General features: G+C 70.9%; 11 protein-coding genes. All 11 read right to left on the bottom strand.

The window, feature by feature from the left end; all coding sequences use genetic code 11:
- Positions 1-132: 132 nt before the first annotated feature.
- The 11 genes from HUN58_RS15605 to ftsZ all read right to left on the bottom strand — a co-directional run bounded on the left by HUN58_RS15605 (position 133) and on the right by ftsZ (position 12,878).
- Entirely contained in the window at positions 133-1,209 is a 1,077-nt protein-coding gene (locus HUN58_RS15605) for a quinone-dependent dihydroorotate dehydrogenase (RefSeq protein ID WP_180225150.1), read from the bottom strand.
- Complete coding sequence (gene nrdR, locus HUN58_RS15600) at positions 1,206-1,682, bottom strand: transcriptional regulator NrdR (RefSeq protein ID WP_058741696.1); 477 nt, start codon at positions 1,680-1,682, stop codon at positions 1,206-1,208. The genes HUN58_RS15605 and nrdR overlap by 4 nt, the downstream gene beginning before the upstream one ends.
- Positions 1,683-1,733: 51 nt before the next feature.
- Positions 1,734-3,044 carry a histidinol dehydrogenase gene (gene hisD / locus HUN58_RS15595; protein ID WP_114850878.1) on the bottom strand — a complete coding sequence of 437 codons (1,311 nt, stop codon included), beginning with the start codon at positions 3,042-3,044 and terminating at the stop codon, positions 1,734-1,736.
- A 312-nt stretch (positions 3,045-3,356) separates the two neighbouring features.
- Positions 3,357-6,890: a DNA polymerase III subunit alpha gene (gene dnaE, locus HUN58_RS15590; RefSeq protein ID WP_114850876.1), complete on the bottom strand. Its 3,534-nt coding sequence runs from the start codon at positions 6,888-6,890 to the stop codon at positions 3,357-3,359.
- Between the two features lie 650 nt (positions 6,891-7,540).
- Entirely contained in the window at positions 7,541-8,464 is a 924-nt protein-coding gene (locus tag HUN58_RS15585) for an RluA family pseudouridine synthase (protein WP_058743348.1), read from the bottom strand.
- Positions 8,461-9,126 (bottom strand): signal peptidase II, encoded by a 666-nt coding sequence (lspA, locus tag HUN58_RS15580; protein ID WP_254631519.1) that lies wholly within the window; start codon positions 9,124-9,126, stop codon positions 8,461-8,463. Before lspA ends, HUN58_RS15585 begins: the two co-directional genes overlap by 4 nt.
- Positions 9,127-9,128: 2 nt before the next feature.
- Entirely contained in the window at positions 9,129-9,821 is a 693-nt protein-coding gene (locus HUN58_RS15575) for a DivIVA domain-containing protein (RefSeq protein WP_058743347.1), read from the bottom strand.
- A gap of 185 nt (positions 9,822-10,006) precedes the next feature.
- Positions 10,007-10,303 (bottom strand): YggT family protein, encoded by a 297-nt coding sequence (locus HUN58_RS15570; protein ID WP_058743346.1) that lies wholly within the window; start codon positions 10,301-10,303, stop codon positions 10,007-10,009.
- A 72-nt stretch (positions 10,304-10,375) separates the two neighbouring features.
- On the bottom strand, positions 10,376-10,942 hold the full coding sequence (locus HUN58_RS15565) for a cell division protein SepF (RefSeq protein ID WP_114850874.1): 567 nt from the start codon (positions 10,940-10,942) through the stop codon (positions 10,376-10,378).
- 42 nt (positions 10,943-10,984) lie between these two features.
- Positions 10,985-11,710, bottom strand: a complete 726-nt coding sequence (locus HUN58_RS15560; RefSeq protein WP_114850873.1) for a YggS family pyridoxal phosphate-dependent enzyme — start codon at positions 11,708-11,710, stop codon at positions 10,985-10,987.
- A 7-nt stretch (positions 11,711-11,717) separates the two neighbouring features.
- Positions 11,718-12,878, bottom strand: coding sequence for a cell division protein FtsZ (gene ftsZ / locus HUN58_RS15555; protein WP_114850872.1), 1,161 nt, complete (start codon positions 12,876-12,878; stop codon positions 11,718-11,720).
- Between the last annotated feature and the right edge of the window lie 51 nt (positions 12,879-12,929).

The raw sequence follows: 12,929 nt of genomic DNA, 5'->3' as shown, positions 1-12,929 counted from the left end.
CGCCACCACCTCGAACTCAAGGTGTTGCAACCACCCCCTGAAACCGCCGGGCTGGACCCGACGGTTCCTGCTCCATCGACGGCGCAACGAGTCCGGCGCCGACACCGGCGCCGGCTCGACGTCCGCGGGCGCTCAGCGCGCGGCGCGCCGCAGCCGACGACGCCGGAGACGGTTGATCCGCGTCGCCCAGGTCGGCCCCTCGTAGAGGAACGCCGTGTAGCCCTGCACGAGCGTCGCCCCCGCATCGATGCGGTCCTGCACGTCCTGCTCGGTGGTGACCCCACCGACGGCCACGACGCAGAAGTCCGACGGCACCGCGGCGCGCACCCGCCGCAGGACCTCGAGCGACCGGGCAGCGACCGGCGCACCGGACAGACCGCCGGCACCCATCGCCGCGACCTGCTCGGCCGGGGTCACGAGCCCGGTCCGCTCGATCGTCGTGTTGTTCGCGATGATGCCCGCGAGCCCGAGCGCCACCGCGAGTCCGGCGACGGCGTCGATCTGCTCGTCGGTCAGGTCCGGCGCGATCTTCACCAGTACCGGGGTCTTCCCGGCGGCGTCCCGCACGGCGGTCAGGAGCGGTCGGAGCTGGTCCTCCTCCTGCAGGCCGCGGAGGCCGGGCGTGTTCGGGGAGCTGACGTTCACCGCGAGGTAGTCCGCGAACGGCGCGAGGAGCCGGGTCGACTCCAGGTAGTCGTCGACGGCGTCCTCGACCGCGACGACGCGGCTCTTCCCGATGTTGACGCCGATCACCGGTCGCCCCGGGTTCCGTCGCGCGCGCTCGAGGCGACGGGCGGCGCGGGCTGCACCGTGGTTGTTGAAGCCCATCCGGTTGACGAGCGCCCGGTCGGCGATCAGGCGGAACAGCCGCGGACGGTCGTTGCCGGGCTGCGGCTTCGCCGTGATGGTGCCGACCTCGACGTGGCCGAAGCCGAGCAGTCCGAGGCCGGCGATGCCGCGGGCGTCCTTGTCGAAGCCGGCCGCAAGCCCGAATCGCGACGGGAAGTGGATGCCCATCGTCGTCACGCCGTCCTCGGCCGCGGGGCGGGAGTACCGCTCGACGATGCCGCTCACGACGGGGATCCCGGGCAGCGCCTTGATCACCCCGAAGGCCAGGTGGTGTGCCCGTTCCGGGTCCATGTTCGCGAACACGGCACGGAACACGACGGCGTACCCGCCGCGGACGATCCGCTCGGCGACGCCGCTCACGCCGCGCCGCCGGCAGGGTCCGCCGCGTGGTGGTCGAGGCGCAGCTGTCCGATGGCGTCCTCGAAGTCCTCGAGCGACTCGAACGCCTGGTAGACGCTCGCGAACCGCAGGAACGCGACCTCGTCGAGCTCACGAAGCGGCGCGAGGATCGCGAGCCCGATGTCGTTCGCATCGATCTGGCTCGAGCCCGAGGACCGCACGGTCTCCTCGACGCGCTGCGCGAGCACGGCCAGGTCGCCGTCGGTGACCGGGCGGCCTTGGCACGCCTTGCGCACGCCGGAGACGATCTTGTCGCGGCTGAACGGCTCGGTGACGCCGTTGCGCTTCACCACGTTGAGCGAGGCGGTCTCGGTCGTCGAGAACCGACGCCCGCAGTTCGGGCACTGGCGGCGGCGACGGATCGAGGTGCCGTCGTCACTCGTGCGGGAGTCGACGACGCGGGAGTCCGGGTGGCGGCAGAAGGGGCAGAACATGTCCGTCCCAGGCTACCGGCTTCCCGGTCCGTCCAGGCGCGAGCGGTCGGCTCAGGCGCGCCCGGTCCGCTCGGTGACCGCGGCGCCGTGGCCGGGCAGCTGCTCCTCGGTCGCGAGCGCGACGATGTGCGGTGCGACCTCGGTCAGGGCCGTCGCGGAGTACCGGATGACCTGCTGGGGGCGGAGGAACGTCGACGCGGAGAGTCCGGAGCCGAAGCGCGCCTGGCCGCCGGTCGGCAGCACGTGGTTCGACCCCGCCAGGTAGTCGCCGAGGCTGACGGGCGTGCTCGGCCCGACGAACACGGCACCCGCGGCGTCGATGTCCGCGAGCACAGCGTCGTCGTCCGCGGTCTGGATCTCGAGGTGCTCCGGCCCGTACGCGTTGCTGACTGCTGCCGCGTCGGCGAGCGAGTCCACCAGGACGACCGCCGACTGCGGACCGTCCAGGGCGGCCTGGAGGCGCGTGGCCGTCCCGAGCGCAGCCACCCGTTCCGGGATGGCCGCCTCCACCGCATCGGCGAACGACGCCGACGTCGTCACGAGGACGCTGCCGGCCTGCTCGTCGTGCTCGGCCTGGCTGACCAGGTCTGCCGCGACGAAGCCCGCGTCGGCGCTGTCGTCCGCGATGACGAGGATCTCGGTCGCTCCGGCCTCGGAGTCGATGCCGACGACGCCGCGCACGAGACGCTTCGCCGCGGCGACGTAGTTGTTCCCGGGCCCGGTGACCAGGTCGACGGGCTCGAGGCCGATCGACGCGACGCCGTAGGCCAGCGCGCCGACCGCTCCGGCGCCGCCCATCGCGTAGACCTCGTCGATGCCGAGGAGCCCTGCCGCCGCGAGGATCGTCGGGTGCACCCGCCCGCCGTGGTCCCGCTGCGGCGGGGAGACGAGGGCGATGGACCCGACGCCGGCGACCTGCGCGGGGACGACGTTCATCACGACGCTCGAGGGGTACACGGCCTTGCCGCCAGGGACGTAGAGTCCCACGCGGCGCATCGGCTGCCAGCGCTGGTGCACCTCGGCGCCGTCGGCGAGCGTCGTCACCGAACCGGCCGGCACCTGGGCCGCACTCGCGGCACGGACGCGGCGGATCGCCTCGTCCAGCGCCGCGCGGAGCTCCGTGGTGAGCCCGGCGACCGCGGCGGCGATCTCGTCCGCGGGGACCCGGACCTGCTCGGGCGCTCCCCCATCGAAGCGCTCGGCCTGCTCGTGCAGCGCATCGGCCCCGCGGTGTCGCACGTCGTCCACGAGCTCCCGAGCGGCGGCGACGGCGGACGAGACGTCACCGGCGGCACGCGGCATCAGGCGGAGGAGGTCGGCACGGGCGGGCAGGCCGCCACGGAGGTCGATTCGCTGCATCATGGGACGTCCAGCGTACCGGCGCTCCCCGACAGCAGTGCGTCCACGACGGGTCGGCACCCGCTGCCCCGTCCCCCGCCTGACGCAGCGACGGGGCGCGGCGTGCAGAACGCGACCGTGTGCGGGAGGTGGGCCAGCACGTCGGACCGCCACTGGGCCTCCTGGACGTCACCCGCCGGACGCAGGACGACGTGCCCGACGCGCCACGTCGTGCCCCGGCCGCCGGGGAGCCGCTCCGGGACGTGCCCCGCGACACGGAACGCCCGGAGCACCGCGGCCGAGGGCCGTGGTGCTCCGGGCGTCGTCACCGCTCTCCTAGACCAGGCAGCGCGGGCCGAGCAGGCTCTTCAGCTCGCCGAAGAGGTCCGGCGTCAGGTTGACCGGGAACGGCAGCTCGAAGGTGCGCGCGACGTCCTCCTTCAGCAGCCGCAGCCGCACCTCCGTCTCGCCCTGGTGCCGCCCGAGCACCGCCGCGAGCTCGGTGACCGTCGTCGTGGTGGCCTGGCGCTCCGGCAGGGACAGCGTGAGCGGACCGGACCCCATCGCGTCGCCGACGTTCGGCTGGAACATGCTGACCGCGTGCAGCGCCTTGCCGTCGTCGCGGACGTTCACCCGGCCGCGCAGCACGACGATCGAGTCGGCCACGAGCGAGGGCCCGAACTCGGCGTACGTCTTACCGAGGAACATGACGCCGATCTCGCCGCCGAAGTCCTCGATCTGGACGATGCCGTACGGGTTGCCGCTCGACTTCGCGACGCGGTGCTGCACGCTCGTCAGGAGCCCCGCGACCGTGACGGTCTCGCCCTCGACCGAGTCGTCCGCCGCGATGAGGTCGGCGATGGTGATCGACTGGTGCTTCGCGAGCTCGATCTCGAGCCCGGCGAGCGGGTGGTCGGACACGTAGAGGCCGAGCATGTCGCGCTCGAAGGCGAGCTTGTCGCGCTTGGCCCACTCCGGGCGTTCCGGCACCTGCGACACCGGGGCCGAGGACGGCTGTTCCTCGGCGACCTCGGCGAACAGCGAGTCGAAGTCGAAGCCGACGTTCCCGTGGGCCTCGTCGCGCTTGACCTTGACGGCGCTCTCGACCGCGCCCTCGTGGATCTCGACGAGGGCGCGGCGGCTGTCGCCGAACTCGTCGAAGGCGCCCGCCTTGATGAGCGACTCGACGGTCCGCTTGTTCGCCGACGAGATCGGGATCTTCCGCAGGAAGTCGTGGAACGACTCGAACGCGCCCTTTTCGGTCCGGGCCTGCACGATGTCGTCGACGACGTTGAAGCCGACGTTGCGGATCGCGCCCATGCCGAAGCGGATGTCGTCACCGACGGCCGCGAAGAAGCCGATCGACTCGTTGACGTCCGGCGGCATGACCTTGATGCCCATCCGGCGGCACTCGTTGAGGTACAGCGCGAGCTTGTCGCGCGCGTCGCCGACGCTCGTCAGCAGCGCGGCCATGTACTCGGCCGGGTAGTGGGCCTTGAGGTAGGCCGTCCAGAACGAGACCACGCCGTACGCCGCGGAGTGCGCCTTGTTGAACGCGTAGTCGGAGAACGGCAGCAGGATGTCCCACAGCGTCTTGATCGCGGCGGCCGAGTAGCCGTTGTCCTGCATGCCCTTCTCGAAGCCGGCGTACTGCTTGTCGAGCTCGGACTTCTTCTTCTTGCCCATCGCGCGGCGGAGGATGTCGGCCTGTCCGAGGGAGAAGCCGGCGACCTTCTGCGCGATGGCCATGACCTGCTCCTGGTAGATGATCAGGCCGTAGGTCGTGCCGATGATGTCCTGGAGCGGCTCCTCGAGCTCGGGGTGGATCGGGGTGATCGGCTGCTCGCCGTTCTTGCGGAGCGCGTAGTTCGTGTGCGAGTTCGCCCCCATCGGCCCCGGACGGTACAGGGCGATGAGCGCGGAGATGTCCTCGAAGTTGTCCGGCTTCATCAGACGGAGGAGCCCGCGCATCGGGCCGCCGTCGAGCTGGAACACCCCGAGCGTGTCGCCGCGCTGCAGGAGCTGGTACGCGGCTTCGTCCTCGAGGCCCATCGTCTCGAGGTCGAGGTCGACGCCCCGGTTGCTCTTGATGTTGTCGAGGGCGTCACTGATGATCGTCAGGTTCCGGAGGCCCAGGAAGTCCATCTTGATCAGGCCGAGCGACTCCGCGGCCGGGTAGTCGAACTGCGTGACGATCTGGCCGTCCTGCTCGCGCTTCATCACCGGGATGATGTCGATGAGCGGCTCGCTCGACATGATCACACCGGCCGCGTGCACGCCCCACTGCCGCTTCAGGCCCTCGAGCCCGAGTGCGGTGTCGAAGACGGTCTTCGCCTCGGGGTCGGTCTCGACGACCGTCCGGACGTCCACCGCCTCCTTGTAGCGCGGGTGGTCCTTGTCGAAGATCCCGGTGAGCGGGATGTCCTTGCCCATCACGGGCGGCGGCATCGCCTTGGTGAGCTTCTCGCCCATGCCGAACGGGAAGCCGAGGACGCGCGACGAGTCCTTCAGCGCCTGCTTCGCCTTGATCGTGCCGTACGTGACGATCTGCGCGACGCGCTCCGACCCGTACTTCTCGGTGACGTACTTGATCGCCTCACCGCGGCGCCGGTCGTCGAAGTCGACGTCGAAGTCGGGCATCGAGACGCGGTCCGGGTTGAGGAACCGCTCGAAGATCAGGCCGTGCCGGATCGGGTCGAGGTCGGTGATGCGCATCGCGTACGCCACCATCGAGCCGGCACCCGAACCACGACCGGGACCGACGCGGATGCCGTTGTTCTTCGACCAGTTGATGAAGTCGGCGACGACCAGGAAGTAGCCCGGGAAGCCCATCTGATTGATGATCCCGACCTCGTAGTCGGCGCGCTCCTGGACCTCTCTCGTGATGCCTTCGGGGTACCGGTACTCCAGCCCCTTCGCCACTTCCTTCTCGAACCACGAGTGCTCGGTCTCGCCCTCGGGGACCGGGAACTTCGGCATGTAGTTCGCTGCGGTGTCGAACTCGACCTCACACCGCTCCGCGATGAGCAGCGTGTTGTCGCAGGCCTCGGGGTGGTCGCGGAAGACGTGGCGCATCTGCTGCGGGGTCTTCAGGTAGAACTCGTCGGCGTCGAACTTGAAGCGGTTCGGGTCGTTCAGGGTCGAGCCGGACTGCACGCAGAGCAGGGCCGCGTGCGACTTGGCGTCGTGCGCGTGCGTGTAGTGCAGGTCGTTCGTGCCGACGAGCGGGATGCCGAGGTCCTTCGAGATCCGGACGACGTCCTCGATGACCCGGCGCTCGATCTCGAGCCCGTGGTCCATGATCTCGGCGAAGTAGTTGTCCTTGCCGAAGATGTCGCGGTAGTCGGCCGCGGCCTTGAGCGCCTCGTCGTACTGGCCGAGCCGCAGGCGTGTCTGGATCTCGCCGGAGGGGCAGCCCGTCGTCGCGATGATCCCCTCGTGGTACTGGTCGAGCAACTCGATGTCCATGCGGGGCTTGAAGTAGTAGCCCTCGATCGAGGCCCGCGACGACAGCCGGAACAGGTTGTGCATGCCCGTCGTGTTCTCGGCGAACATCGTCATGTGCGTGTACGCACCCGAACCGGACACGTCGTCACCGCCACCGTCGCCCCAGCGCACTCGGGTCTTGTCGGAGCGGTGCGTCCGCGGCGTGATGTAGGCCTCGGTCCCGATGATCGGCTTGACGCCGCCGGCCTTCGCGGCCTTCCAGAACTCGAACGCCCCGAACATGTTGCCGTGGTCGGTCACCGCAACCGCGGGCATGCCCTGCGCGGCGGTCTCGGCGACCAGGTCGGTCAACCGCGCTGCGCCGTCGAGCATCGAGTACTCGCTGTGCACGTGCAGGTGGACGAAGGAGTCGGAATCCGACACGGGACCTCCGGTTCGACGGATGGCTGCGGGGCGGGACAAGCCTAACCGCGGGCACCGACTTCTCCGCGCGTGTCGTCGGGGCGCTCGGTGCGCCCTGCGCGCTCGCGCGGCGCGCTCGCTCGCTCGCTCGACAGCGTCGCTCGAGCGGGCAGGACACGCCGTCGGTGTGTCGCCGAACGCGCACGACCGGTCGCCGGAGGCGACCCGTCGTGACAGATGTGGCGCGCTCGGGGGGCGGACCAGCACATCGAGCGCGGCACGGGCGGGCGGTGACCGAGTGGCGGACTGGAGGCGCGGGGCGGCGCCGCCACGGGCCTCCAGTCCGACGCTGTCCAGCCGCGGTCGACGCGAGCGGGCACGGTCGACGCGAGCGGGCACGGTCGACGAGAGCGACGCGGTCGACGCGAGCGACGCGGTCGACGCGAGCGGGCACGATCGACGCGAGCGGGCACGATCGACGCGAGCGGGCACGATCGACGCGAGCGGGCACGATCGACGCGAGCGGGCACGGTCGACGCGAGCGGGCACGGTCGGCGCAAGCGGGCACGACATGCCGCGCGCGTTGCGCGGCGTGGGCAGTACTGGTCACCTCGAGGGACCGAGCGTGACAGATGTGGCCCGCTCGCGAGCGGACCGCCCCGCCTGCCCGGCTACGCCGCGCGGATCCGGTCCAGCGCCTGCTGCAGGTCGTCGGGGTAGGACGCCTCGAACGTGACCCACTCCCCCGTGCGCGGGTGCTCGAACCCGAGCCGCACGGCGTCGAGCCACTGGCGGGTCAGCCCGAGCTCGTTCGCGAGCACTGGGTCGGCGCCGTACATCGTGTCGCCGACGAGCGGGTGCCGCGTCGCCGCCATGTGCACGCGGATCTGGTGCGTCCGGCCGGTCTCCAGGTGCACCTCGAGCAGGGTCGCGGCGCGGAAGGCCTCGAGCGTCTCGTAGTGCGTGACGCTCGGCTTGCCGTCGGCCGTGACCGCGAACTTCCAATCGCTCGACGGGTGTCGACCGATCGGGGCGTCGATGGTCCCCGAGGTCGGGTCCGGGTGCCCCTGCGCGAGGGCGTGGTAGACCTTCTCGACCGTGCGCTCCTTGAAGGCGCGCTTGAGGTGCGTGTAGGCGAGCTCGGTCTTGGCGACGACCATCAGGCCGGACGTGCCGACGTCGAGCCGGTGCACGATCCCCGCGCGCTCGGCGGCACCCGAGGTGGCGATGGTGAACCCGGCCGCGGCGAGGCCACCGGGCACGGTCGGACCGTCCCACCCGGGCGAGGGGTGCGCGGCGACGCCGATCGGCTTGTCCACCACGACGATGTCGTCGTCGTCGTGCACGACCGTCATGCCCGGGACCGCCACCGGGACGATGCGCGGGGGTTCCTTCGGCGACCACTCGACCTGGAGCCATGCGTCGGCGTGCAGGCGGTCCGACTTGTCGACGGTGACCCCGTCGACGGTCACACCACCGGCGGCGACGACCTCGGCCGCGAAGGACCGGCTGAACCCGAGGAGCTTCGCGATGGCGGCGTCGACACGCTCACCGGCGAGCCCGTCGGGTACGGGCAGGGAACGTGACTCGGTCACGTCGCGTCGTGCCCGAGGGCGTCCCGGTCGTCGCGCGGGGCCCGGGGATCCGGGGCGCCGGCGGTCCGAGCGGCCGCAGGAGCCGTGTCGGAGGGAGCTGCGGCGGCGTCCGCTCGGGCGTCGGCTGCGCGCTGCTGCTTCGCGGAGAGCGCCCGCGTGCCGTCGAGGTTCACGCCGAAGACGACGAGCAGGACGAAGACCACCATGCTCACGCAGATGAACGAGTCGGCGATGTTGTAGATCGCGGGCATCATCCACGGTGTCGAGATGAAGTCGACCACGTGACCGCGGCCGAAACCGGGCTCGCGGAAGAGCCGGTCGAGCAGGTTGCCGAGCGCGCCGCCGAGGAGCATGCCGAGCACGATCGCCCACCACATCGAGCGGATGCGCCGGGCGAAGACGATGATCGCGACGACGACGGCCGTGCTGACGATCGAGAACACCCACGTCATGTTGACCGCGAACGAGAACGCGGCACCGGGGTTCCGGACGTACAGGAACTGCAGCGCGTCGCCGAGCACCGGCACGGCCTGGCCGTACGGCAGGTTCGCGACGACGAGGGCCTTCACGCCCTGGTCGAGCGCCACCACGACGACAGCGGCGAAGGCCAGTGCCGCGATCGCGCGGACACTGACCTTCGCTCGTGTTGCTGGTCGCGACAACGTCAGTTGCCGAAGCCCTGCGCCGAGGCCGGCGCCGGGGTGAGACCGGACTGCTCCGAGCCCGACCCGTCCAGCTCGGACAGCTGGGACTGGATGTAGCTCTTGAGCTGCGCACGGTAGTCGCGCTCGAACGTGCGGAGCTCGTCGATCTTGCCCTCGAGCTGACGCTGCTCCTGCTCGAGCACGGCGACCCGCTGGCGGTTCGTGTTCTCGGTGTCGGCGATGATCTGGCGCTGCTTCGCCTCGGCCTCGGAGACCAGCCGGGCGGCCTGCGCGGTGCCCTCGGCGATGAGCGCGTCGCGCTTCTCGATGCCCTCGCGCACGTGCTCCTCGTGCAGACGACGAGCGAGCGTGAGGAGGTTCGTGGTGCCCTCGGTGTCCTCGTCGGCGGGGACCGTCGAGGCAGCCGGCGCTGCTGCGGCGACCGGAGCGGGCTCCGGGGCGGCGGCGACGGGAGCCGGGGTGGGCTCGGGCTCGGGAGCGGCGGCCGGCTCCGGCTGCTCGGTCTTCTCGAGCTTCGGCGCCGACTCGGCGGCCTGCAGGCGCTGGCGGAGCTCGTCGTTCTCGGCCGTCAGGCGGCGGAGCTCGACGACGACCTCGTCCAGGAAGTCGTCGACCTCGTCCTGGTCGTAGCCCTCGCGGAACTTCGTCGGCTGGAACCGCTTGTTGACTACGTCTTCCGGCGTCAAAGCCATTGCCGTCACCTCAATAGAACTGCTGAACGTGTGGAACCACTTGCGTCACGACCGAACCTACCAGTCGTGCCGTGTGGTGCGGAGGCCCGCCGGGGCGGGCATCGATCCCGACCACCGTACACCGACGCGCGTGTCCGACCGTGACCTCTGGGCGGGCGTGGCGCGATTCGTGTGCGGGTGGTGGATCAGAAGGAGCGAGCGAGTCCGCCGACGATCACCCGGAGGATGATCACGACGAGCATCACGATGGTCCAGCCGAAGTCGAGCGCGACGGGTCCCATCCGCAGCGGCGGGAGCAGCCGACGGACGAACCGGATCGGCGGGTCCGTCAGCGTGTAGACGACGTCGGCGACCACGAGCATCGCGCCACGGGGACGCCAGCTGCGGTTGTAGGCCTGGACGATGTCGAACGCGAACCGACCCCACATCACGAAGAAGTAGAGCAGGAGGGCGAAGGACAGGATCCCGAAGACCAGTGACACGGTGGGGCTCGCTCGGCTCGGGTGCGGTGCTCAGGCGATCACCGCACAGGGGCTACTGGGCCGGGGTCCGGCTCAGGACTGGGCGAAGAAGGACGCCTCGATGTCGGACTCTACCTCAGCGGGCTCACCGCTCACCGCGACGTGCGCCGGCGACAGCAGGAAGACCTTGTTGGTGACGCGCTCGATCTTGCCGTACAGCCCGAGCGACAGCCCCGAGGCGAAGTCGATCATGCGGCGGGCGTCGGACTCGGTCATCTGCGAGAGGTTGATGATGACGGGGATGCCGTCTCGGAAGCTCTCGGCGATGGACTGGGCGTCCTTGTACTCGCGCGGGTGGACGGTGAGGATCTCGTTCATTTCCTGGACCGGGGTCGCCTTCTGTGCGGTCGTGTGCGCGCGCCGGAGCGGGGTGACCTGCGCGCCGCGCTGGTGGGTGTGCGTCTTGGGCTCCGCGGGCACCGCGGCGGGGGCGGCCGCGACGGGGGCCTCCTGCACGGGAGCAGCGGCGGGGACCGCGGTGGGGGCCGGAGCGGCCTGCTGGCGCGCCTGGGCGGGCGCCGGCTGCTGCTGCTCGTCCTCGTACAGTTCCTCGTCGGCGAGGCCGAGGTAGACCATCGTCTTCTTGAGCGGGTTGGCCATGGTTCCTCCGGAGTTCGTGCTCGTGGATGCCCTGGGACGAGGCTAGGGCGCGGTGGGCCGGTTTCCCGTGATTGCGGTCCCGATCCGGAGGTGTGTCGCGCCCTCGGCGATCGCGTCGGCGTAGTCACCGCTCATGCCGGCGGACACGTCCGTTGCGTCGGGCGCGAGCGAGACCACGCGCTCCGAGATCGTGCGGAGCCGGGCGAAGGCCCGTCGGGGCTCCTCGTCGAGCGGTGCGACGGCCATCACGCCGCGGAGTCGGATGGTCCCGGTGTCGAGCACGCGGGTCACCATCGCCTCGACGTCGTCCGGCTGCACCCCACCACGACCGGGGTCGTCGGTGAGGTTGACCTGCACGAAGCCGTCGACCACCCGAGGGTCCGGCTCGGCCTCGGTCGGCGCGAAGGCGTCCACCACCGAGTCGCGGTCGAGCGACTGCACCACGTCGGCGTACCGGCGCACCTGGCGGGCCTTCTTCGACTGGAGCTGCCCGACGAAGTGCCAGGTCAGGTCGAGGTCGGCCAGCTCGGCGGCCTTGGCCTGCGCCTCCTGGTGGCGGTTCTCCCCCACGTCCGTGACACCGAGGGCGGCGAGCTCGCGGACGAGCGACGCCGGGTGGTACTTCGTCACGACGACGAGCGTCAGCTCGTCGACGCTCCGACCCGCGGCGCGGGCCGCGTCCGCGATCCCGGACCGTACGGACGCGAGACGCGCCTCCGGTCCGTCGTCGGGTGACGAGGCGGACGGGAGGCGCGTGTCGGCTACCAAGGACGGCTTACTTCAGGAAGTCGGGGACGTCGAGCTCGTCGTCGCCGTCGAAGGCCGGGTCGGCCGCGCGCTGCGCGGGGGCCTCGTGCTGCTGCGACGCCCAGGACGGGCTCGTGGTCGCGGTGTCCTCCACCGAACCGGTCGCACCGGCGGCGGACGACGCGGCGCCCGACTCCGGGTCGACCCAGCTCGAGCGACGCTCCTTCTGCTGCGTGCTCGGCTCGCCACCGTCGAACCCGGCGGCGATGACCGTCACGCGGACCTCGTCGCCGAGGGTGTCGTCGATGACCGCACCGAAGATGATGTTCGCCTCGGGGTGGACCGCCTCCTGCACCAGGCGCGCGGCGTCGTTGATCTCGAAGATGCCGAGGTTCGAGCCGCCCTGGATCGAGAGCAGCACGCCGTGCGCACCGTCGATCGAGGCCTCGAGCAGCGGGGACGCCACGGCGAGCTCGGCCGCCTTGATCGCCCGGTCCGCCCCGCGGGACGAGCCGATGCCCATGAGCGCCGAGCCGGCACCCTGCATGACCGACTTGACGTCGGCGAAGTCGAGGTTGATCAGACCCGGGGTCGTGATGAGGTCCGTGATGCCCTGCACGCCGGCGAGGAGCACCTGGTCGGCGGTCGCGAACGCCTCGACCATCGAGATGCCGCGGTCGGAGATCTCGAGCAGGCGGTCGTTCGGCACGACGATGAGGGTGTCGACCTCGTCCTTGAGGCCCGCGACGCCGTTCTCGGCCTGGGACTGGCGGCGCTTGCCCTCGAAGCTGAACGGCTTCGTGACGACACCGATGGTGAGCGCACCGATCGACTTCGCGATGCGCGCGACGACGGGCGCACCACCCGTGCCGGTGCCGCCGCCCTCGCCCGCGGTGACGAAGACCATGTCGGCACCCGCGAGGGCCTCCTCGATCTCCTCGGCGTGGTCCTCGGCGGCGCGACGGCCGACCTCGGGGTCCGCGCCGGCGCCGAGACCACGGGTGATCTCGCGGCCCACGTCGAGCTTGACGTCGGCGTCGCTCAGCAGCAGTGCCTGCGCGTCGGTGTTGATCGCGATGAACTCGACGCCGCGGAGGCCGAGCTCGATCATGCGGTTCACGGCGTTCACGCCGCCGCCGCCGACACCGACGACCTTGATGACGGCGAGGTAGTTGTGGTTCGTGGTCACGTCAGTCGGGCCTCCGGTTGAACCCTCAACCTCTACTTGAAGTTCAGGGGC

The organism is Curtobacterium sp. Csp1, assembly GCF_013347185.1.
The sequence above is the reverse complement of the archived record's forward strand: the minus strand, read 5'-3'. Positions and strand labels throughout refer to the sequence as shown.